Genomic DNA, 26686 nt, shown 5'->3' with positions numbered 1-26686 from the left:
CATCTGGCAGCACTAACCGGCTGATTGGTGCCGATGAAGATACTCTGTGGAGCATCACTTCAGCCGGCAAAGGCAACATCGGCGGTTACCTCACCTTCGAAAATTTCCAGAGCATCGCCGGTGGGACGCACGCCGATACGATCGATTACGCGGCCTATGCCAGCGCGGTCGCAGTCGACCTGGCAGCGGGTGACGGCACCGGCTTCTCCGCCATTGGTAGCGTCACCGCCATCAGCGGCTTCGACAACGTCATCGGATCGGCGTTCGCCGACAACATCACCGGCAACGCGGGAGATAACTTGCTTACCGGCGGCGCGGGTGCGGACATCATCATTGGAGGCGGCGGCAGTGACACGCTGGCCGAATCGCGCGACGTCAGCTTCACGCTGACCAACGCGACACTGTTTGATGGTACCGATACCGATACTTTGACCGGCATCGGCAAGGCCATCCTGACCGGTGGCGCGGGCGCCAATACGCTCGATGCGTCCGCGACGACGAATATCACCGTCACGCTCGATGGCGGCGATGGCAACGACATCCTCAAGGGCGGTGCACTCGGCGGCATCCTCATCGGCGGTCTCGGCAATGACACGCTCACCGGTGGTATCGGCGACGATACCCTCACTGGCGGCGGTGGCGTTGATAATATCGACGGCGGTCTCGGTGTCAACACGTTGCGCGAGGTTTCCGACAGCCGTTTTGTGTTGGCCGACACCTCGCTCGACATGGGGCAGGGCACCAGTTCTGTCCAGGCCATTCACTTTTCGGGCGCGGTCACCGGCGGTCGCTTTACCCTCAGCTTCAATGGCGAAAGCACCAGTACCATCGGCTTTGACGCCAGTGCCGACGAAGTGCGTACCGCACTGACCGGCCTGGCCGGTATCGGCGATAGCGAAGTGCTGGTCAGCGGCGGCGGCGGTGCATGGATAGTCACGTTCGCCGGTAACCTCGGCGGGATGGCCGTCGGCGCCCTGTCGAGTGCGTCGGTGCTCAACGGCGGCGGCACCGTCGCGGTGACACAAAGTGTGACAGGCGTCGTCGCGAGGTCGACGCTGGCCAATATTCAGTCGGCAAACCTGACGGGCGGAAACGGCAACAACCTCATCGACGCCCACGCCTTTTCGTATGCCGTACTCCTCAGCGGTGGCTACGGTGACGATGTCCTCATCGGTGGCATCGGCAATGACACGCTCGATGGCGGCGCTGGCTACGACAGCCTGACCGGTGGTGCCGGCAGCGATGCGCTCATCGGCGGCGGCGGCATCGATACCGTGATCGAAACCAGCGATGCCGCCAGCATCGTACTGACTACGGCAAGCCTGACCATGGGTACGACGCTCGATACCCTGATCGGTGTCGAGCGCGCCATCCTGACCGGGGGTAGCGGCAATAACATCATCAATGCCAGCGGCTTTTCGGGAGCCTCCGACGACCTCACCGTGACCACGCTCAATGTGGTGGTCCTCGACGGTGGTGCCGGCAACGACACCCTCACCGGCACCACGGGTGACGATACGTTGACCGGCGGCACAGGGATCGATATCTTGCAGGGTGGCGGCGGCAGCGACACGCTCGTCGAGACCCGCGATGCCGACATGACGCTGACCAATGGCACGCTGTTGATCAACGGCGAAACCGACACGCTGAGCGGCATCACGAACGCCATCCTGCATGGCGGCATCAGTGAAAATAAGCTCGACGCTTCGGCATTTACGGGCAATGTCACGCTGTTTAGCGAAGGTGGCAAGGATAGTCTCACCGGCGGTACGGCCACCAACGTGTTTCATGTCGATTCCAGCAAGCTCATGAGCGGTGAGCAAGTCGCCGTCCATGACGACGTGGGGACGTCCAACACGGTGTATCTGAAGACGGGCGGTGTGTTCGGGTTTGTCCTGGCCGACCAGGATTGGGTCAGTTTCGCGCTGTCAACGAACAGCACGCAGCTTGTTTTCCAGGGCGGCAAAGGCGTGACCCAGACCTTCGGCGCGAACGTCATTGCCGCCGGAAGAAACCTGTCCTTCGAGTACGACACGATCAATCTAAATGGCCACACGATCGATACCAGCGGCCTTAGCGGCATTGAGGGGACCGTCGGGGTCGGCGGGGCTGCAGGCAGCATTACGCTGCGCGGCGAGCATATCAATCTCGATAATGGCAGCCTGATTGCCCTCGGCGGTGTTGCTTCTGACACCTCGGGCAAAATCAAGTCCATTGGCGACAATGGTGATATCCGTATCACTGCGACAGACCTGGCCGACAAGATCACGGGTCTCGGTTTTGCCAACATCGATTACAACGCCGCAAGCATCAATGTCATTAATTCCCACATCACCGGCAAGGTTGTCACGCTGCTTTCAACCGCCGCAGCGGCGCGTTACGACGTCGATTTCGGCGATTCGTGGGTCACCAAGAACCTGACTTCGGCGGCCCACGGCGCGCTGAGCGCGCTTGACAACTTGGCCCTGATGGCCGGTGTGTCGATCGCAACGTCCAGTGCCACGATCACGATCGATGCGACCAGCTTCGTCAATGCGCGTGATTTCACCGCGGAAGCCACCGCCACGACCAAAGTTAATCCGAATCCGATTGGCTTCATCCTTGGCATTTCCGTCGGGATTGTCGACACGACGGCCATCGTCACCGTGGCGGGCAACATTGATGCCACCGGCTCGATCATGTTGCGCAGCAATGCCGACAATACGCTCAACGTGGTCGCGAAACCGAGCAGCGTAGCCGGCTATGCGGTCGGGATCGCGGTCAGCATCGAGAACTCGATATCGACTGCCGAAGCCACCGGTACCTCGCACCTTACCAGCGGTGGCGCGCTGACGGTGGAGGCCAAAACCACTGACCACAATCGCACGCTGGCCCAAGCTGTCGCCGGCACCGATGGCAAGGTGGCGCTGGCTTTCACGGTGAGCGTTGCCAATACCGAGACCAAGGCCACGCTGGACGGATACGCCAGGGCAGTCAACGTTACGGTGAGCGCGAAGCGCACCCAGGACGTCATCAAGGCGTCGGTGATTCCGGGTCTTGTCACGCGAGACGTGTCCGGCATCGGTGCCAGCAGCAGCGTCGGAACCAAGTCCAGTGGCAATGTGATCGACGATCTCAAGTCATCAGCAACAAAATCGATCGACTTTATTTCCAAGGCTGCCAATGCAATGGAGGAAGGCGTCACCAGTATTGCCAAGAAATGGGACTGGCTCAAAAAGAAGATCGAATCAGAGCCTACCAATACCTACGACGCCGGTGGTGCGCTTGCCTTTGCGCTCAGCACCAACAAGGTAACTGCCCGCATTGGTGACGGCGATGACAGTGCCTCGGTTGCCGACGTAAACGCCGACGGCACCATCGACGTCACTGCCACGATCGACATGCGTCCCGATGTGTCGGCCAGTTCGTCGATCAAGAACGAGACCGCCGAGGCAACTCAAAAGAATGCCGACAAAGGCGTTTCACTGGCGGTGGCGATCGGCATCTATACCAACAACACGGACGCCCACATCGCCGGCGACGCGACCGTCAATGCCGGCGGCAAGCTGAGCGTCAACGCACTCACGCACAGCAAGCTTGGACCGATCTGGGGGAAAGAGCTGGCCACGCAGTTCAATGCGACCACAGCCGCTGCGACCTTCAACAGCAATGCCGTCGGCCTCAGCTACGTGACGACTGGCGACACCGTCGAAGTCAGCACCGGTCACAGCGCCGGCGGCGATGTCGGTAGTCGCTACCAGTACCTGGGCTTGCCGTCGTCCCGCAATATCGACCTTGGCACGACCGACTTCACCGACACGACCCAGTGGCAAGACCTGGGCGCACCGGCAACGGCCGCCGCCAAAAACCTGTTGCGGGGTATCGGCGCCTACTTCAACAACAATCTCGGACTCGATGATCGTCTGGTCGATACCTGGAGCAATACAACGGCCGAAGGCCAGGTCAAGGCCGGTGCCGTCTCCGTGACGACGCTGGTGATGGATCACACCGCCAGCGCGATCATCGGCAACGGTGCGCAGATCAATCAGGATGCCAAGTTGCGCACGGTTGGTCAGGATGTCCTGCTGAATGCAGAGAGCATCGCGCAAACGGTCAATCTGGTCGGTAATATCAAATTGCCTAGCGTTGCATTGGGCGTCAGTGGCAAGGAATTCCAGAACAAACTCGAAGCCACCGGTCCGGGCGGCGGCGTCGCACCAGCCGCGGGCGGAACCTCGGTCGGCGCCTCGGCCGGTTTTTACGTCTACAAGAATGCCGTCACGGCCCGCATCGAGGACAGCGTCGCGCTGTATGGCAACAACCTCAAAGTGACTGCCAGCAGCAGCGTGATGGGCATCGTGCTGGGCGCTTCTGGCAGCAGCGGCGGCGCGACTGCCGGCAACGGCGTGTTGGTCATGAATCTGGTCGATAACACGACAATCGCGCACATCGACAACGGCGCGACCATCTTCCTTGCCGGTTCGTCTACGGTGAGTGCGCTCGACACGACCTATCTGTTCACCGTCGCCGGAGCAGTCGCTGCCGGTGAAAATACCGGTGTCGGTATCTCTCTGGGCGGCAACCTGGTCACCCGCGATACGCAGGCGCTGATCGGCAATGACAGGGACAGCATCGTGGTCGGCACGCTTGGCAGTTTTAACGCCGGCGGTCTGGTCGACGTCAACGCCACCAATGCCGGTTTCATCGGTAGCCTGGCGGCCGCTGGCGCCAGCGCGTCCAGCAAGCCCGCCACCGAACCTCCGGCGACGACACCACCGGCTAATACCGGCACCGGCGGCACCCAGGGTTCCGATGGCACGGCACAGAGTGCGGCGGATCTGGTAAGCTGGCAAGCCCGCATGGCGGCTGTCCTGAAACAGGCTGACACCGCTATCAAGTCGGCCACGCCAGCCGGCACCGACGGCCTCGACAAACCCGCCGAAGCCAAAGGCAGCACCGCTGTCTCGGGTGCCGTGACGCTGAACCTGATTTATGACAATGCACGCGCCTACATCCACCATCTCGGCACGCTGGAGGTGCAGGACCTGCAACTCAACGCGCTCGACACGACACTGGTCGCGTCGCTGGCCGGCTCGGCCTCGTTCGCCAAAACGGCGTCGCCGGGCAAGGATGCCAAGGCGATGGCCGGCGCATTCGGGTTCAATTTCATGGGTGGCAATACCGAATCCTTCATTGATGGCGTGACCGGACTGACTGCCACCAGCGTCACGCTCAAGAGCGAACGCAGCGGCTCGATCGTGTCGCTGGCTGCCGGTATCGGCGGCGCAGTCGGCTCGACTGGCAGTGCGCTGGCGGGCTCGGTGGCCGTCACCAGCACCAGCAACAATACCCGTACCCGGCTGGCCAACGTGGCCGGTACGGTCAGCGGCGCGATTGCGCTCACGGCGCACGATGACGTGAATCTCATCAGCGTGGCCGGCGCGGTGGCGTTCGGCGGCAAGGGTGGTTACGGCATTGCGCTTGGCGTGACACTGATCGGCAACAACATCACGTCGACCATCGATACTGCGAAGCTCGTGCATGTTGGCGGTCTGTCGGTGCATGCGGTTTCGGATGCCAATATCGTCTCGGTGGCGGCGTCTCTCGGCGTCGCCACTGGCGGTATTGGCGGGCAGGCCACCGCGCTGGGCGGCACCGTGGCCGTGAACATGGTCAGCAACGTGATATCGGCACGCATCCTCAACACCGGCACGGATGCCGGTTCCAGCGGCGCCATCGATCTTCAGGCCACCGACGGTACCGGTATCTTTGCATTCACTGGCGGTTTTGCGGTCGGTCGCGGCAGCGCTTTCGGGATTGCCACCAGCCTCAACGTGATCAACAACCGCACCACGGCAGCGATCGAAGATTCGACCCTTAATACCACCGGCACGGCTAGCCTGAACGCGCAGGAAAGCGCCAGCATCATCGGCATCGCCGCATCCCTGGCCGGCGCTACCAACACGGCTGCGTCCGGTTCGTTCGGCATCAACGTCATCACCAATGGCACCGACGCCCATATCCTTGGCGGCACAGTCAACGCTACCGGCACCATTGCACTCGATGCACTCGACAAATCCACGCTGGTATCGGTCGTCGGTGCGGTGGCGGTCTCGCTGCAAGGCGGCGGCCTGGGTGTCTCGATCGGCTGGAACCGGGTCAGTAATGCCATCACGGCGTACGTCAACAATGCCACCGTCACGAGCGGCGGATCGGTCACGCTGCTGGCCCGCTCTACTGCATTGCTGGTCGGCGTTGGTGTCGCCGGCAGTGGCGCCCGCAGTGCCGCTGGTGCGGGCGGGCTCTCGATCAATTCGATCGCCAACGCCATCGATGCGCACATCAGCAATAACGCGATCGTCACGGCCAATGGCGATGTTACCGTCACGGCAAGCGAAGCGGCCACCCTGTACGCGGCGTCGCTGTCGGTGGCGATATCGGCGCAAAGCTCGGCAGTTGGCGCGATGCTGGCCTATAACTATGTCGGCGCGCCGACCAATGCCGCCGATCCGAACCTGATCAGCATGGCTGATGCGCCCGCGCTGGGTGCTGACGGCAGCAAGACGGTCACGGTCGCGGGTGCCGACACAGCCTCCGCCGCCAGCGTGACTGCGTACATTGATTCGTCTGCGGTACATGCCGGCGGCAGCGTACTGGTGCTGGCCGGTTTTGATGATCCGTCGGCGACGCTGGAATCGAATCCGCTGGTCGCCGGCATCAAGACCATCACGCCAGCAACTGACGTGAACATCACCGCCAGCACCATCAAGTTTGATAGTGCGCACGGTTTCAATACCGGCGACGAGGTCACTTACAGTGCCGGTACCGGCACACGGCTTGGCGGACTTGGCAGCAACGCGCTGACGAAGTTTTATGTCATCCGCATCGATGCCACCACCCTCAAGCTCGCCGCCACGCAAGCCGATGCACTGGGCAATAACGCCATCGCGCTGACCGGCAATGGCATCGGCGCAGATCATTCCCTCACAGCCACCTTGGCTGGCAAGGCCGCCGCGGTCGATAACGTGGACATCGCCACCAGCCGCATTCACTTCAAGGACGCACACGGCTATAACACCGGGGACCTGATCACTTACGACGTCACGGAAGGGGAACGTCCCGGAGGACTCGGTAGCGATCCGCTCGCACAGTTTTATGTCATTCGCGTCGATGCCAGCACCATCAAGCTCGCTGCCACTTTCGCTGATGCCACGGCGGGGACAGCTATTACGCTGACCAGCGACGGCACGGCCGGGATCAGTAAGTTCAACCAAACAGTCACCGTCGCTGGTCCGGCCGCTGCGGTCGATAACGTAGACACCGCCACCAGCAGCATTCACTTCAAGAACGCACACGGCTACAACACCGGGGACCTGATCACTTACAGCGTCACGGCAGGGGAACGTCCCGGAGGACTCGGTAGCGATCCGCGCGCACAGTTTTATGTCATTCGCGTCGATGCCAGCACCATCAAGCTCGCTGCCACCGCGGCTGATGCCACGTCGGGGACAGCCATTACGCTGACCAGCAACGGCATAGTCCAAGGCGTCGGCTTCAAGCAAACAGCCAACCTTGGCGCACATGCAAAAACCTTTGATCCGTTCGCCGTAAAACTGGCAGAGGCACTGGGCGACACGATCCTATTGACTGCGCATGGCCTGCACAGCGGCGACGCACTGGTCTATCGCGCTGGCGCGATCGGCAATACCGCTATCGGCGGGCTGATCGATGGCGCGACTTATTTCGTCATCAATGTTGATGCCAACCATGTGCGTCTTGCAGCAACCTATGCCGATGCAATGGCCACCACGGCCAAGGCCATTTTCCTGACCTCGGTGGGCAGCGGTATTGCGCAAAGCCTGGTCATCAAGAAAAGTGCGATCAATGCGGGCGGCCTGAACCTGGCGCTGCCGTCGTCGGTCGGTGCGCAAATCACCAGCGTCACGCTGGCCGGTGCGGGTGGCACGAGTGCCTCCGGTGCGGGTGCCATCACGCTCAATTTCGTGCGCATGAATATCAGCGCATACATCAGCAATACCGGTACCGTGCATGAAGTCGTCGCGACGACCGACGATGTGCGCGTGATGGCGCACGATGTCTCGCAGGTCAATTCGGGCACCGGCGCACTGAGCATTTCGCTCAACAGCGCGGCGGTGAGCGCGTCGGTTGGCGTCAATGACATTCGCAACAACATCTTGGCGCAGATCAGTGCCGCCAAGGTCCGCGCCAGTGCCGGTGACGTGATCGTCAGCGCCGAAGAATCGGCGCGCATCATCAATGTCGTGCTCGGTGGCGCTGCCTCGGTTGGCGGTGCGGTGTCGCTCAGCGGTTCGTTTGCCATCAACCTGATCGGCAATAGTATCGATGCGTCCATCGACTCCGGATCGACCGTGCAGGCCGGCAGCGATGTCGCCGTGCGGGCCAAAGACACCGCCTCGATCGCCACGCTGGCCGGCAATATCAGCGCCACCTTCGGAGGCAGTTTTGCGGCCGGCTTTGCATTCGCCGTCAACAGCGTGCAGGACACTGTCAGCGCACTGATCGACAGTTCTATCGTGAGCACCACGACCGGCGACATCACGGTCGACGCGACGTTCGCCAAGCCGACCAGCCTGCCAGCCGGGCTGGATGTACAGATCGCCGCGATGGCTGTTAGCGGTGCCGGTGCCGGCGCGGTGGCCGGGGCCGGTTCGGTCGCCTTGAACTTCATCCGCAACAGCGTCACTGCGAAAGTGTCCAACATCGTTGCACTCGATGGCATCAATGCGGCTGGCAAACTCGCCGTAACCGCATCAGACCATTCGACCATCAGTTCGCTGGCCGGCGCGATTGCGATTTCGGGCATCGGTGCATCCGCTGCATCCGGCGCGATCGGTGCGTCGGTGTCGTACAACTATCTGGGCGGCGACCCCAACGATCCGACGTCCCGCACCAACAACCTGGTGCGCGCCTCGATCGAGAACGTCACCGGCAGCATCACCGCCGGCACCCTCGACGTCGGCGCGACCTACAACGGCCAGATCAATAACATCACCGTCGCCGGTGCCGGTTCCGGCAACTTCGCGCTCGGTGGCGCCATATCGATCAATCGCATCCGCAACACCACCGACGCCCGTATTCTCAATGCCAGTGCGATCACCACGACCGGCACCGCCGCCGACAGTGTTACTCTGAGCGCCACCGATGACGCCACGATCCGGGTGCTCGCCGGCGGCATCGGCATTGCGCTGTCCAAGAGCGGACCGGCGCTTGCCGCCGGTGTCTCGGTCGCGCTCAACGAGATTGAGAACACGACCACTGCCAGTATCGACAACGCCTGGGTCAAATCGGCCGGCGGTGTGAAATTGACCGCCAATGAAAAGGCGACCATCGAAGCGCTGACCATCGGCGTGGCGCTCAGCGTCGGCTCGGGCGGCTCGGGTCTGAGCGGCTCGGCGGCGGGTTCCGGCTCCGGCAATACCGTCAAGAATAATGTCTCGGCCAGCATCCGCAACAGCCTTGCCGCCAATGGCAAAGGTATCAAGGCCGCCGGTGCCATCGAGCTAGTGGCTACCGATAACGCGAAAATCCTGGCCGGTGCCGGGGCGCTGGCATTGGCCGTGGTGGCCGGTGATGGCGTGGCTGCCTCGATCGGCATTTCGGTCGCGATCAATGACATTGCCGACACCGTGCTGGCAACCATCGACAGCGCCAGCGTGACGGCCACCGGCGGCGACATCTCTGTCAGTGCCAATGAAACCGCTGTCATCAAGGCGCTGTCGATCGGCGGCGCGTTGGCAGGTGCGGCCGGTGGCGGTGGCGGTTTGAGTTTCGGCGCCGCCGGTGCTTATTCCGGCAACACGATCGGCAACAGCGTCAGCGCCATGATCGGCAATGGCAGCACTGTCAGCACCATTGCCAGTGGTGGCATCGTGCTGTCTGCAACCGACAGCGCCGCCATCAAGGCCGATGCCGGCGGTGTCAGCCTGGCGCTGGGTGCCGGCATGGTCGGTGGTGCCGTATCGCTGGGCGTGGCGTTTTCCAAAAATACGATCCACGACCTCGTTGAGGCGAAGATCGATGCGGCAACAGTCATCTCGAGTGGCGCAGTCAGCTTGACAGCCACCGAAAACGCGACCATCCAGAGCTTCAGCCTTGGCGGTGCATTGGCCGTCGCCGGTGGTGTGGGCGGCGGTGCCGCCGCCGTAGCAGGTGCGACTTCCGGGAACACGATCGGCAACCAGGTCCTGGCAACGATCAGTAACAGCAGCGCTGACGGCATAGGCGTGCGCGCCAATGGCGGCACCCTGACCATGACCGCCACCGATACCTCGACCATGCTGTCCAATGCGGGTGGCGTTGCCATCGGCATCGCCGGTGGCGGCGTCGCAGCAGCCGGTGCGATCGGTTTCGCGACGGCCAGCAACACCATCGGCAACACGGTCCGCGCCAGCATCACCGCATCGACCGCGACCGCGCAAAACCACGATATCGTCCTCAATGCCAGCGAAACAGCCAGCATCGATACGCTGTCGTTCGGCGGTGCGATCGCGATTGCCGCTGGGGGCAGTGGCACGGCGGCGTCGGGTGCCGGCGGCTCGTCCATCGGCAAACTGACCAATACGGTCGAAGCCTTCGTCAGTGGCGGCTCGGTCGTCACCACCAGTGGCGGCGGCAAGATCAGCCTCGGTGCCACCGACGCTGGCAGCATCCATGCCAAGACCATCGCCGCGGCGGTCGCGATTGCCAGTGGTGCCGACGCCAAGGCCATGTCCATCAGCGCGGCCATCGCCGAGAACGATATCGGCAACACCGTGCGCGCTTACAGTGACAATGCGGTGCTGAGTTCAGCCGGCGAGATGGTGCTGTCGACAAGTGCCTCGGCCGAGATCGTGGCCCTCTCCGTGGCTGCGGCAGTTTCCATCGCGGCCGGGGCCGACAGCGCCTCGTTCGCCGGTGCCGGTGCAAATTCGTTCAATACCGTCCACAGCACCATCGCCAGTTTCATACGGGGCGGCAGCGCCACGGCAGATGGTCGGATTGCGTTGAGCGCCAATGAAGCCGCTAGCATCACGGCGCGTGTTGGTGCCGGCGCGCTCGCCGGCTCAGTTGGCGGTGCCTCGATCGGCGTCTCGCTGTCCAGTAACACCGTTTCCAGCAGCGTGAGTACGACGATTGACAGTGCCACGGTGAGCTCGACAAATGGTGCCATCGACCTTTCCAGCACTGCCAGCGATACCGTTTTCACCGAGGCCATCGCTACGGCAGTGGCCGTTGCCATCGGCGGTGCCGGTGCGGGCGCGAGCGCCACCTCGACCGTCAGGCCGACGCTGGAAGTGCGCGTAGGCAGCGCGGCCATCCTGTCTGCCAAAGGCAATATCACGTTGTCAGCCACCGCGACCGGTTCCGCCAAAAGCACTACCATCGGCGTCGCCGGCGGCCTGGTGTCGATCGGGGTGAGCACGGCCAACGCCAGCGCGGCCAGCGCGGTCAGCGCGCATGTCGATGGCAACATCACTGCCGCGCACGACCTGATCATCACGGCCCATGCCAGCGACAACGCCACTGCCAATGCCAATTCGGCGGCTGGTGGCGCACTAGCCGGCAGCGGCGCGATGGCCTACGCCACAGTCGCCTCCGTCGTCGATGCCGCTGCCGGGTCCGCGCTGCACAGTATCGTCACCAGCAACGTGGTCACGGTCACGGCCAGTGCCACGCCCAAGGCTATCGCCAATGCCTTCGGGATTGCCATCGGCGGTATCGCCGTCGGTGTCTCGTCGGCCGATGCCAGCGTCGCTCCGACCGTCACCGCGCATGCCGGTGGCAGCATCACGACCGGCACGCTGACGGTCAGCGCCGCGCAATTGTTAGACGGCAGCGATGACTCGGCCATGGCCTATGCCGTGGCATCAAGTGGTGCACTGATCGGCGTCGCGTCGACCTATGCCCATGCCGGCAATGGCAACAGCACCCGTCCATCGACCGTCAGCAGCTACGTCGCCGACAACGCCACGCTGGTCATCCGTGGAGCCACCAGTGTCACGGCCAACAGCCAGTCGCAGCAAAATGCCGAGGCACTCAGCGCTACCATTGCCCTGGTTGCTGCCGGCACTGCCGGCAGCAAGGCCGAATCGAATACCGTCACGACCGCCTACCTCGGCAGCGGCGTCAGCCTCGCCGGTGCCAGCTTGCGGATCACCGCGCTGGGCAATGACAACAACCTCGCCAATACGGTGGCCGGCAGTGGCGGCATCCTGGCCGGTGCCGGTGCACAGGCCGATACCGGCAACATCAGCGTCACCAGCGCGACCATCCATGACGGCGCGAACAGTCGCCGCATCGAGCTGGGTGCTGACAACCAGTTGCCGATTCTGGTGTCGAGTTCGCACGCCACTTTCGACACCGGCGACGGCTTGCAAGTCGTCGGTCGCGATCAGACCGTCGATGTCGATGCGGCCCATCTGGGCAGTGGCAGTGGCGGTGGCGATGCCGGCACCCGCTACCAGTATCTCGGTACCGATGCCGACGCCAACTACACCACCAACAGCGGCACCCAGACGCCGCAAACCGGTAACACTGTCGACGTCTTCATCGGCTTTGCCGGTGCCGGCGAGATCGGTGCGCGCTATCGCTATGTCGGTCCGGTCGGGGCCGGTTACGCGTCGACGCAGACATCTGTCACGCTCAACACCGGTGACACGGTCTCGGTCAAAACAGGTATCACGCCGAAATCCTACAAATACATCGGCACGTTCGTCACGGGGTTCGATCTGAGTACCGCCGACTACAGCGATACCCACCTGTGGCAAACTGCCGGCGTCAGCCTGGCGACGCAGGATTACACCGACACCACGCGCTGGGTGCGGGTCGGTCCCGGCCGGTCGGCCACCGCCTCGATCAACCTGGCTACGGAAGATTTCAGCAATACCAACTACTGGCGCGCCATCGGCATACTCGACGGCACCGGCAAACTGACCATTTCGGCCAATCACATGGCGGCGTTCAACAGCAACCAGAAAGCCATCGCTGGCGGCGTCATTGCCGGTGCCGGTGCGGTGGCCAATCATGTTGTCACTGCCAGCACCACGGCCGGCGTCGGCACCAATGTCATCGTGCATGCCAAAGAGATCGCCATCGATGCGACCAGCCATGTCCTCAAGGCCTATCAGGAAAGCGCCAATATCATCGGCGTCACGGGTGGCCTGGCGTCGGCAGCAGGGGCCAACAGCAGTGTCGTGATGACGCTCAATACCGTCGTCAATGTCGGTGCCACTGCGCTGCTCGACGTGCGCGGACTGGCTGCGACCGCCGGCGATTTGCATCTTGCCGCCCTCAATGACCTGGTCGTCTACGACAAGGTCACGTTGATCACCGGCGGCGCGCTGTCTGGTGCCGGCGCGTTCTCGACCATCAAAACTCTCAGTGATGTCGCGCGGGTTCATATCGGCCAGGGTGCGGCGCTGACCGGCGTTGGCACGGTCAATCTGTCGGCACGCGGGCAGGGTGCCGTGTCGGCCACCGTCTCCGCCGAAACCTACGGCGTTGCCACCGTGGCGGTCGCCAAGACCGTGGTCGAGATCCTGCCCGTCAATGAAATTCTGATCGATGCCAATGCAGTCGTGCATGCCGATGGCAACCTCAATATCTCGGCCGGTACCAGCATCACGTTCGACCGCGACCAATACACATTGAGCGCCCGCACCGATACGTTTGCCGGCAGCGCGATCCCGATCGACGATGTCGATTCACGCGCCACGCTGGCCCAGACCAACAACATCACGGTAGCTGCCGGCGTCATCCTGGAAACCGCACGCGATGCCAAGCTGCATGCCGAGCGCCTCGGCTATGCCAACATGACCAGTCGCGCCAAGGCCACCAACTGGGCCAGCGCGATTGCAGATGCGATCAACGGCTCGGAATCGTTCAGCGGATCGCTGTCGAGCGACGCAGTCGGCACGGTCACGATGGATGGCACGATCCGTACCGGCATCGCCCGCAACCAGACACTGGTACTGAACGACAAGACCAGCAGCAACGGTGCGACCCCGGCCGATGCGCTGCAGGCCGCCACCCGAACCGGCGGCATCAGCTACAGCGTGGTGCAGGAAGATTTGCAAAGCGACCTGTCCAAGCAATTGGTCAATGCGCAAGCGCAGCTCAACAATTACGCCACCTCAGGCAACAACACGCTGATCACGTTTTACACCAATGAAATCGTGCGCATCCGCGCCGCGCTGGCCGCTGATGGCCTGCTCGGTGCAACGCGCACCACCGCCGGTGGCGTCATCGTTCCCGGTGCAGAGATCCGCAAAACCGTGCTGACGGTCTACGTCAATCCGATCTGGGCGCAGGCCGGCCTGATCGATATCCGCGCTGATGTCCTCAAGGGCAGCGGCGTCTTCGATACGCCGGGCGATGCCACGGTGATGATCATCAATAATTCCAAAGCTTTCCTCAAGCTCGAAGGCATCACGATTCCCGACACCAACGGCGGCTTGTACATGAACGGCGTGCTGGTCAATAACAACGCTGCGCTGACCGGGTTCAATCAGGACGGTACGGTGGCGCAGTTCGCCAGCATCACCCAGCCTGGCACCAGCGCCGAGCCGGCCATCATCGTGCGCAATACCTTCACGGCCACGGTCAACGATCCGACTCCGGACATCACCGTCATCGGCGCCATCAGCAACCTGTCCGGCAGCCTGCTGCTGGAAATCACCGGCGGCAAGGGCGATGTCCGCATCACGGCGCAAGTGCGCGCAAAGAACATGGCGATCGTCGCCGGCGGCAATGTCTATATCGATGGTGTGACCTCGTACTCGGTCGGCGGCGAAGCCTACGGCACCTGGAAAACCGTCAGCAACCTGGCGATGGGCACCAGCCCTGGCAGTACCGGTCCCGGCCTCAATGCAACCGGCATCACGGCGGCGATCAGCGACGTGCTGGCACAAACCTATACGCGTACGCCGATCAGTGCCGCCCAGACGCAGACCTATCCCGGCATCAACGTCTACGGCGATCGCATTCATATCAGTGCCGAGTACATCAATGTCGACGGCGTAATGCAGAGCGGTCACGCCGATTACACGCTAACCATAGGCGCGTCGGCCGCCTTGGAGATTACTTTGGCCAAGTTTGCCGGCGGGCTGGTTAAGCTGGGGACGGTCTCGACCGCCGATTTCTCGGTCTTTTACAACAACGCCACCGGCCACATCCAGGTCGAGGAACTGCGCGTCAGCGGCGGCTATATCGAACTCGATGGCCACATCACCAATACCGGTACCGGAAAGATCAATGTGCTGGGCGGTTTTGCCAACATCACCATCGATAACCAGACCGGCTACGACATGGAGATCAACCGGCTCGATGCCTCGCAGCGCGGCATCGGTACCTTGCTCATCGTCGACCGTTCCAAGGCTTCGGCCGGCAGCGCCTTCACCGCTACGCTGTACCAGAAGGCCGGCGATGTCGTCACCAAAACTGTCGATACCGGCGGCGGGACGGCACCGATATTATCTACCGTCGGCAATTCGTCTAGCTACAACCCGCTGACCGGACAGCGCTATGGCTGGGCCGTGGCGCAGCAGGCCGCAGAGCGTAAATCCGCGACATTTGGCAGTAGCTCATGGCTAGGCATCGATGCTTTCGCCAAGGATCCAAGCACCATCACCTGGCAAAACACCGAAGCGCTGGGCACGCCGACACTGGTCGGCGATGCCGCCTACTACTACGTCGATCCCTTGCTGAAAAGCGGGGATGTTGACTACGAGTACCAGTATTCGTACAACCGCGTCAATGATCCGACCCCGGCGCCCTACCAGACCGACCAGCACACCACCAGCACCTGGTATGGCAAGGAAACCCAGTGGACCACCTTCGTCGTCGAACAGAAATTCACCGACACCCATACCAACTCGATCAATGCGTCGCATGTCATCGGCATTGAATTCATTGGCAGTTCGACCAGCAATGTGACGGTGAAGTCGCTAGGTGCGATCCTGCTGAAGGGGCCTATCCTCAACAGCTCCGGCACCACCACGCTGATCGCCGGAAAAGGCATCGAGCAACTGACCGACAACGCCTATATCAGCGGCGTCAACATCGTGCTCACTGCCAGCGGTAGCATCGGCCTGCTACAGACAAGCAATGCGCTGATACCGACCATCGGCCTCAATGTCGACCTGGTCGACACGCCGGTGCATGACTTCACCACCGGTGGCGGACTGACCGCACTGGTTACCGGCACGCAGGTCAAAATTGGCGCCGGCTATCTCGGCGGCGGCGTCGCCGGCAAGGTGTACGTCTACACCGGCAGCGCGGCCTCGCTCGAACTGGGCGTGCAGAATTTTGCCAATGCCGCCAAGTGGGTGCTGGCCAGCGCCGGCACATCGGCCAGTCCGAACAGCTTCAATTACATCGCCACCAACAGCAGCCCGGTCATCCACGGCCAGCGCGTGCTGGTCGGTAACGACTACACGCCCGGCCACGGCACGGCAGGGGCGGTCTACAGCTACACCGGTACGCCCGCCAAGATGGACTTGTCGGCACAGGATTACACCGACACCAGCAAGTGGGCACTGGTCGCCTCGACCCCGGGCCTGACGGCCACCTCGGTCACCGGCAAGGTCCAGATCAACGAGATCATCGGCGACCTGACGATTGCCACCATCGTCGCCGGTGCCGGGCAGGATGTGACGCTCACCGCACAGGGTTCCATCCTCGCCAACAATGCCGCCAGCGCCATCGGCAAGGCCAGCCAGGCCGGTGGCTCGATCAGCCTCAATGCCGCCAGCGGCAGCATCGGCAAGGCCGGTCAGGCCATCACGCTGTATGCTGGCACGGCGCTCAACAACAGCGTCAGCGCACTGGCGGCAGATAACATTTACCTGGTCGCACCGGCCGGGAACCTGCGCGTCAACAGCATCATCTCGACTTCGGAAACCGGCACGATTTCGATCCGCGTCAATGACGGCGCACTGATCGATGCCAACACGATCCAGCAGCGGGATGAACGCACCGTCGCCGAATTGCTCAACGGCGTCTGGAAAGACTTGCGCCTGACCGGTGCCGATGCCGCCAGTAAAGTCTCCGAAACCGTTGACGCGTTCAAAGCCGCCAAGGTGCAGGAATACCGCACCTACTGGGACTACCGCAATCAGCTCACCGGCGGCAAGACCGCGCCGACCCTGACTGCGGAACAGGAAGACTATTACCGCACCACGCTGAACTACGACACGGCCAGCATTACCACGCTGAACAATCAGATCGCGGCCGATTACGCGCGCCTCGATGGCCTCTATCGCAGAGTCGGCCCGACCTACGACGCGGCGTACACGTTCGACACCAGCATCGCCGCCAATCAGGCCGAGATCACGGCCCTGACCGGCAGCATTAAAATCTGGACCCAGGAAGAACTGCTCAACACCATGAGCGCCGGCTTGCTCAAGCCGGTAGCCGATACGCAGATCAATATCGAGGCACCCAACATTGCCGGCCACAACGTCACGCTATGGGCCAGCAAATCTGTCGGCAGTACAGGCGCTCCGGTGCTCATCACACTGCCGACCAACGGCACCAAGCTGGTATTGACCGATGCGCAGCAGCTCGCGTTTGCCGCCGCCGACCGCATCGACGTGACCTATCTGGCGGGGGCCGTGATCGCGACAAATGCCACGTTCCACGACAACGTCGGCGCCAACGACAGCATCACGTTCACCAGTGCCACCAGCACCGGCCTGCAGGTCGGGATGCATATTCAGATCGCCGGTACCAGCAGCAATATCACTGGCAAGGGCGTGTCCTATCAGATCAAGGGCTACACCGAAACCTTTGATGGCAGCGTATACACCAGCACCATCACGCTCACCGCCAGCGCCGCGCTGGTGAACGAAGTGGGTCGCGCCGTGACGATCACGCCGATTGCGCTGAACCCGAATCGCTCGGATGTGGTGTCGGCCACGGTGAACTTTTCCGGGTCGACGATTTCCCGCACCGATGGCGGCGACTGGCTGGCCGATGGCTACAGCGTCGGCATGCGATTCTCGATTACCGGTAGTGTCGCCAACAGCAATAGCGGCGCGACGTTCTATACCATCGCCAGCCTGGATGAACAGCACATCACGGTGGTCGGGAACACGACTCTGGTTCCGGAAGTCGGCAGCACTATCGTTGTCACGCCGACGGTGGCGTCGGGACGTCCGGCCATTACTGCGATCCTGATCGATCAGCGTGACGACATCAATGTCGACGCCACTGGCAAGATCAATGTCACCTCCGATACCAGTAGCGTCCTGCTCGGTTCCGGCAGTTCGGCATTGACGCTCAATATCGAGCACGTGGTGGCCGCAACAGACGTGCGCATCAAGGGCAAGAACGGGATCGTCAATGCCGCCACCAGCGGCGTCAACGTCGTCAGTGGCGACCTGATCCTCGAAGCCGGTCGCGGTGCCATCGGCAGTATCGGCACGCCATTTTTGCTGGACCTGAACGTCGGCGCCACGCTGACCGCACGGTCTCTGTTTGACCTGTATGTCACCGAAGCCAGCGGCAACATGCTGGTCGAAGGTGTCTCGTCGGTGCAAGGCGTGGTGCATCTGGTCGCGGCCGGTTCGATCCTCGACGGCATCCCCAACAGCGACATGCCGAAGCTCGCCGGCAAGCGCATCGAACTGCAGGCCGGTGATGCCATCGGCAGTAGCAGCAATGTGCTGGAAACAGACTTGTCGAGTACCGGCACCATCACCGCCCACGCCGTCAACAGCATCTGGCTGCACGAGACGCTGGGCGACATGAACATCGATGGCATTACGTCCGACACCGGCGACGTGGATCTGCGTGCGCATGTCTCGCTGGTCGATGCCGGCATTGACGGCAGCGGCCTGGCCTCGCGTCCCGGTGTGGACATCCGTGCCCGCAACATCACGCTGACCACCGATTTCGGTACGATCGGCGCCTCGGGCAACGACCTCGATATCGATACCAGCTATTCGGGCAGCGGTACGCTCACCTCCATTAGCGCACTTGGCACCCACCTGATCGAAGTGGCTGGCAACCTGCTCATCAATCAGGTCGGCACCGGCAGTACCTATACCGCGTTCATCGCCGCACCGGATGGCAGCATCCTCAACGGCCGCAGCAGCAGTCTGGCTGGCGGCAATGTCACCGGCGGAAAGACTTATCTGTTCGCCAAAAACGATATCGGTGCGGCCAGCAATGTGCTGCACACCGCGGTTGGTACGCTGCAGGGCCAGTCGACACTCGGCAGTACCTGGCTGGTCAATACCGGCGCGATGGATGCCAGCACGATCGATGGCGGCAGCGGTCCGGCACTGGTTGCCGGTGGTGCGATCCATATCGCCACCATGAGTCCGCTGACCATCAGTCACGACATCATTGCCGGTGGCGAGATCCTGCTGGTCGCCCATGACAAGAATGATGTCATCGCCGACGACCTGATCGTCAAATCCGGCGTCACCATCCGCAGTACCGGTGCGACGGTACGCTTGCTGGCGGGTGATGATCTGCTGATCGAAGCCGGTGCGCTGGTGCAGGCACAGGGCCAGATCACGCTGGCGGGGGATTACCAGGGTGATACCGATGGCAACGCCACCGGCCAGGCCAATATCGACGCGGCGGGCAGCACCATCAGTGTCAGCGGCACCGTGATCTCTGCATTCGGCATCAACATTCTCGGCGAATCGCAGGCCGACACCATCAACCTGCAAGGCACGCTGCGTGCGCCAGTGATCAGCATTTCGGGCGCGGCCGGTAACGACACCATCCATGTCTGGGGAACGGTCGACGCCACCACGTTCACCATCGCCGGCAATGACGGCGACGACGTGATCGCACTGAATCCCGACAGCAGCACGCCGGGCTTCAACGCGACCTACAACCTGGCATTGACGGCCAACACCGTCATCAGCGGTGGCGCCGGCGAAGACCGGATCACGGTCAGCCACCTCGGGTCGCTGCTGTCGATCCACAACGGCGTGCGTGATCAGGTGTCGCTCGATGGCAATGGCGGCACCGATCTGTACACAGTCGATGTGAACGGCAATGCCGACGTCATCATCAATGTCAACGACAGCGGTGCGGCCGACGATGGCGCCGACCAGCTGACCATCAACGGCACGGCGCAAGCCGACACCTTCCTGTTGCGCAGCAAATTCGTCGCACTGCTCCACGGCAGTAACGCGCTGGTCGAACGGATCAATTACAACGACTCGATCAACGGGCGTTTGCTGGTCAATGCGCTCGATGGCAATGACGCGTTCTATGTCGATGACAATGCCACGCTGACCACGCTCGATGGCGGCAGCGGTGCCGACTTCTTCCAGTTCGGCCAGGTGTTCGGCAAGGACCGTATCGCGCCGCAGGTCGCCGCCGGTGATGAGGTCGCGACCGTCGAAACGACGCTCGGCTTTCTGACCCGTGGCATCAGTTTTGCGACCACCGTGTTCGGTGGCGACGGTGACGACAGTTTTTCGGTGTACAGCAACAAGGCGCCACTGAAACTGTTTGGCGAAGACGGCAATGACCAGTTCATCGTGCGTGCCTTTGCGATCAAGGATGGCAGCGGCAGCATGTCGGTGACCAATACGCTGCTCAGTGGCGGCAGCGGCGACGACCACATCGAATACAACATCAATGCGCCGGTCAGCATCGACGGCGGCAGCGGTGTCGACTCGGTCGTCGTGATCGGTACCGAACTGGCGGATAACTTCGTCATCACCGAGCACGGCGTGCAGGGCGCGGGCTTGAATGTGGACTTCAGCAATACCGAAAAGCTGGAAGTCGATGCCCTCGAAGGCGATGATCATTTCTTTGTGCTGGGCACGTCCGCCGGCATGGTCACGACATTGATCGGTGGCCTGGGCAACGACACCATCGATATCGGTGGTGATGTCACCACGCCGATCGTGGCCAGTGAAGTCGAAGGCGGCAGCGGTTTTGTCAATCACGCCATCACCAGCAGCGACCCGGCCTACAACGGCATCTATGCCGATGGCATCAAGCTCAATGTGGCAGGCCAGAGCGCCGGCACCGTCGGTATCAGCCAGCAAAACAAGGGCGACCTGCAACTGGTCGAAAGCGGTCCGAACGGCACCGACACCGACTGGTATTTCATCGGCATGAATGTACCTGCGCCAACCACCGGCACGCTGGCCTACCTGACGGTGTCTGCCACGCAGGCCAGCAGCAAGGACCGCGCGATCGGCGGCGCCAGCATCGAAGTCTCGATCGACGGTATCAGTTACACGCAGGCGCTGGTACTGACCTTTGATTCCAGTGCTACCAGCGGCGCCAATGCCTGGGGCCGCCAGCAAAAAATCTATGTGCGCGCCACTGGTGATACCGCTGCCGAAGGCGAGCGTACGGCGCTGGTCAACCACGCGATCCTCAGCACCAACGCGGCCTTCAATCACCTGGCCATCGCCAGCGTGCAGGTGCATGTGATCGATGATGATCTGGCCGGCCTGATCGTGCGCCAGACCGATGGCGCAACCCAGGTGGTCGAAGGCATGGCGAGTGGTGACACCTATGCGCTGTCGCTGACCCGGCCGCCATTGGCCGGCGAAGTCGTCACGGTGGCATTGCAGTTCGATGCGGCGCAACTGATCATCGCCGCCAACGATGCGGCGCAGGCCGGTCGTATCGATGTCGCGCTGGGAACCATCACCTTCGATGCCAGCAACTGGAATCAGGAGTTTGTCGTCAAACTGACCGCAGTCGATGACAGCATCCCCGAAAACCGCACTTCGCGCGTCATTACCCACAGTGTCAGCAGCACCGACGGCGGGCATGGTCAGGCGTATGCGGCGGTGTCGGCGCAAGACCTGACGGTCGATATCCGCGACAACGACATTGGCAGCTTGCTGGTGTCGCAGACTGACGGCAGCACGCTGGTGTCGGCCACCACCACCGATAGCTACACCATCAGCCTGTCGAAGCAACCAACTGCGCCGGTGACGGTGCAGCTGCTGTCGGATGGCAAAACCACGCTGTCCGACTTCGTCAACAACCGCGCCATCGACGACCGCTTTGCGCTGGTTAATGGCGTACCGACCGTAACGTTCACCACGGCCAACTGGAACATCCCGTTCACGGTCAAGGTGGCTGTCAATCCGGCTGCCGCCAGCGCGGTCGGCAATGTCACGGTGCAGACTTTCCCGGTTCAGCAGCATCTTGTCAGTCGCATCCAGGGGCCGCTGTTCATCGAAGGCAGTATCATCGAAGGGCGCGATCGCTCCCTGAAAACAGCGCTGATGCTGCCGACCGAAACCGATGGCGCCCGGCCTGTCCTGAGCCTGCCATCGGCAGAAAGCAGCAATACCGATACGCTCAATGTCTTCAATGACGGCAGTCTGTCGAACGACACCGGCGTGCTCGGCCATGCCAGCAATGCCTCGGGTATCGCCTCGCTGTATGGCCTGGCCAGCGCAGCTGATGTCGATCTCGCCAGCTTCGGTAACCTCAGTGGTCTGGGCATGGGCAACGCACTGTCGCTCAACCTGGGTACGCCAGCCCGTCCCGATGTGCGTCAGTTCGATGCCGGTATCACGTACCACGGCATCGAAGTGGTGGATGTCATGCTAGGCCGGGGCGATGACCAGTTCACTGTCAACGCCACGGTCAATGACGTCCTGACTCTGGTGCAGGGTGGCGCCGGCAACGACACCATCACGGTCAATGGCGGCGGCGGTGCAGCCGCACCACTGGTGGTGTTTGGCGACACCAGCCAGGATGGCAGCTTCTACAATTCGACGGCAACGGCCATCACCGGACGCGCCTTTGCCTTCAGCGGTGGTGGCAACGATATCCTCGATGCACGCAATGCCACGGCCGGTGTCACGCTGTACGGCGGGCAAGGCGACGACGTGATTTACGGCGGCAGTGGCAACGACCAGCTTGCGGGTGGTTCCGGCAACGACACCATCATTGGCGGTGCCGGCGACGACCAACTCTACGGCGATGCCGGCTTTAACCTCGATGTCTCGAAGCGCCTGACCCGCGCCTCGGTGGATCTGCTGACAGTGGTCAATCAGGCCGCCAGCAGCGACACGCTCGCCACGCGTGACAACCTTGCCACCGGCAACGACATCCTCGATGGCGGACTGGGCAACGATATTCTGCTGGGCGACCATGGGGTCATCACGCAGATCACCGGCACTATCCGCCTGCGCGACAGCGGCAGCGTGGTGCAGGTCGCCAGTTTTGCCGACACGATGGGCGGCAATGATGTCATCACCGATCTGGTGGGGCGCAATATCGTCATCGCCGGCAATGGTGCCGACCAGGTCGAGGTCAGTGGCGACAACATCGTGCTCGGTGATAACGGCACGGTGCAGTTCGATGCCACAGCACAGTTGCTGGTCGCCGTAGCGACACGCGACTTCACGGTCGGCGGCGACGACACTCTGACCGCGCATGACGGCCGCAACCTGCTGTTCGGCGGCGTCGGCGCAGACATCATCCACAGTGATCGCGGTGACGATACGGTCTTTGGCGACAACGGCAGAGTGACCTATTCCGGCACCGGAAAAGCCATGTTGCTGACGACTATCGACATGAGTAACAGCACTGGTGGTAACGACACCATTAGCAGCATCAGCGGCACCAAGCGCATCTTCGGCGGTGTCGGCAGGGATGCCATCACGCTCGGCACTGGCGACGCCATCGTGCTTGGCGATAACGGCAGCATCACGCTCGATGCCGCTGGTCTCCAGCCATTGCGCGTCATGACCGAGGGCTTTCTGGCGGGTCTGGGCGGTGACGATACGATCCGTACCGGCGATGGCGATCACCTGATTTTTGGCGGCTTCGGCAACGACAGCATCACGAGCGCCAATGGCACCGATGTGCTGTTCGGCGATGATGGCCAGGTCGTGTTCAATGCGGCCGGCATACCGACGCTGATAGCCGCGTTTGCGGGTACCAACAGCAGCGGTGGCGCGGATGTCATCGTCTCGGCCGATGGCAATAAATCCGTCATCGGTGGCACCGGCAACGACCGTATCACGCTCGGCACTGGCGACGCCATCGTGCTTGGCGATAACGGCAGTATCACGCTTGATGCCGCAGGACTTCACCCATCGCGCGTCATGACCGAGGGCTTTCTGGCGGGTCTGGGCGGTGACGACACGATCCGCACCGGCAATGGCGATCACCTGATTTTTGGCGGCTTCGGCAACGACAGCATCACGAGCGCCAACGGCACCGATGTGCTGTTCGGCGATGATGGCCAGGTCGTGTTCAATGCGGCCGGCGTGCCGACGCTGATCGCCGCGTTTGCGGGTACCAACAGCAGCGGTGGCGCGGATGTCATCGTCTCTGCCGATGGTGATAAGTCCGTCATCGGTGGCACCGGCAACGACCGTATCACGCTCGGCACTGGCGACGCCATCGTGCTTGGCGATAACGGCAGCATCACGCTCGATGCGGCAGGACTTCACCCATCGCGCGTCATGACCGAGGGCTTTCTGGAAGGCCTGGGCGGTGACGACACGATCCGCACCGGCAATGGCGATCACGTGATTTTGGGCGGCTTCGGCAACGACAGCATCACGAGCGCCAATGGCACCGATGTGCTGTTCGGCGATGACGGCCAGGTCGTGTTCAATGCGGCCGGCGTGCCGACGCTGATCGCCGCGTTTGCGGGTACCAACAGCAGCGGTGGTGCGGATGTCATCGTCTCTGCCGATGGGTATAAATCCGTCATCGGGGGTACTGGCAACGACCGTATCACGCTCGGTAATGGCAATGCCGTGGTGCTTGGTGATAACGGCAGCATCACGCTTGATGCCGCCGGCGTGACCACCTTGCTGATCCAGTCCGAGAATTATTTTGACGGCATCGGTGGCGACGACATCATCAGTGCCGGAAACGGCGCCCACGTCGTCTTCGGCGGTTTGGGCAATGACAGCATCACGACCGGCAACGGCGACGATGTGCTGTTTGGCGATAACGGTCGTATCGAGCTGAATGCGGCTGGCATCATGACGCTGATCGTCTCGGCCACCGATACATCGGCTAGTGGCGGCAATGATGTCGTCGTGGCTGGCGACGGCGACAAGATCGCCATCGGCGGCATCGGCAACGACCGCATTACGTTGGGCACCGGCCGCGATATCGTGTTCGGTGATAACGGCAAGATCATCGCCAGCGATGCGGGTGTGGTGACGCTGATCGTCAGTACCGATACCGGCATCGGCGGCAATGACCAGTTGCGCGCAGCGGATGGCCGCAACGTGCTGGTGGGCGGTGTCGGTGACGACACGCTGGATGCCGGCGATGGCGGCAACGTCCTCTTTGGCGACAATGGCCAGGTCACGCTGGCCGCCAATGGTGCCCTGGTCGAGATCATTACCATCAGCCCGACCATCGGCGGTAACGACATCGGGCGCAGCGGCATTGGTGATGATGTCCTGTTGGGCGGCAATGGCAACGATGAATTGTTCGGCAGCGATGGCACCAACATCGTCATCGGCGACAACGCGCAGGTGACCTATGTCGCTGGCGTGCTGCGTCTGGCCCAGACCATCGATCTGTACGAAGGTGGCGACGACATCCTGCATGGCGGCAGTGGCTTGAGCGTGCTGTTCGGCGGGTTTGGTAACGACCTGCTGTATGGCCTGTTCACGCAAGATGTGATGGTCGGCGATTACGGCGCAATCACCTTCAACGATGGCAAGGCGGTATCGCTGGTGCGTTTTGGTTCGGCCACCAATTCGCCCGACCTGATCGCCAGTTCGCAGGATGTGGTGTTTGCCGGGGTGCCGCAAACCAGCGACGCGCATCAGTCGACTGCAGTGGGAAGACAAGCTGCGGTGCGGCGCATGGAACAGCTGCTGGCCAGCATCGCTGCACCGGGGCCACGGGTCGTTGCAGTCGATGCGAGCACGCAGCCGGTCACCGTGGTTACGCACAGTCGTGGTGATACGGTGGCGGTGGCGGAATCGTCCGGTGCCGCGCGACCCGATGATTTCGATACAGGACCGGCACCGGGCGCGGGTCCTGCAAAACCGCCGGCGCTTCCTGAATGCCTGCCGGCCGAGTTGAATGCTCCGGTCGACGAACAAGCCTTGCCTTGTGCTGCGCCGGTGCCGGTTGTTCCGGCCGATCCGGCGGGACCCGAGGTCAAGGTGGTCGCACAAGCAGGCACCGGAGAACTCACCATCGCCGTCGCCGGGCTGGTTGGCGTGCAAGCGCTGCAGGCCCGATCCGGCGCGCCGCGCCAGTTCGACCCGTGCACTGGCAAATGGCTGGCGACAATGAGTGCAGGCCGACCTGGCATGCTGCTCGACTTGCTGCAGGCGCAGCCGGAGCGGGTGACCGCGCCAGTGCAAACCAGTGCGGCAAGCCACGACCTGGCAGGTATCGCCATCGTCGAGCTGCAGGCAACGCCGACTGTCCGCCGCGCGGTGTCGATCGACTGGGGCACCAGCCTGGACGACAGCGCGCTGGAACCCGCGGAAACGCCGCAATGAACCGCAGCGCTGCAAATCCGGCCATGAGCATCGCGCTCGCCCCGCAGTGGGACGAGCGCGCGTTACCGGGTCCGATGGCGACCTCGTGCGCGGTGCTCCGTACAGGCGATACCATCACGCTGAAGTTCGACAGTGAAGCTGTCCCGACGGTGATCCTCACGCCCTATACTGCGAAGCGTCTGGCGCAGTTGGTCGAACGGGGCATGCAGGAACATACCCGGCGCTACGGACCGGTCTGA

Annotated in this window: 2 protein-coding genes (1 of these 2 running past the window's edge); both read left to right on the top strand. The window is 62.4% G+C overall.

Going from position 1 to position 26686, the window contains the following annotated elements; all coding sequences use genetic code 11:
- Positions 1 to 26447: the 3' portion of a DUF4347 domain-containing protein gene (locus ABD720_RS01015; RefSeq protein ID WP_344761343.1), read on the top strand. It extends 1432 nt beyond the left edge of the window; 26447 of the gene's 27879 nt are visible here — the last part of the coding sequence; its start codon lies beyond the left edge, outside the window; it ends in the stop codon at positions 26445 to 26447.
- Positions 26444 to 26686: a hypothetical protein gene (locus ABD720_RS01010; RefSeq protein ID WP_344761342.1), complete on the top strand. Its 243-nt coding sequence runs from the start codon at positions 26444 to 26446 to the stop codon at positions 26684 to 26686. Before ABD720_RS01015 ends, ABD720_RS01010 begins: the two co-directional genes overlap by 4 nt.

This window comes from Actimicrobium antarcticum, from assembly GCF_039536745.1.
GTDB classification, from domain to species: domain Bacteria; phylum Pseudomonadota; class Gammaproteobacteria; order Burkholderiales; family Burkholderiaceae_D; genus Actimicrobium; species Actimicrobium antarcticum.
This window is presented reverse-complemented; position numbering and strand designations above follow the sequence as displayed.

Excerpts from the sequence above, each read along its gene's own strand:
- ABD720_RS01010 (WP_344761342.1), top strand. The coding sequence starts at position 26,444 with ATGAACCGCAGCGCTGCAAATCCGGCCATGAGCATCGCGCTCGCCCCG.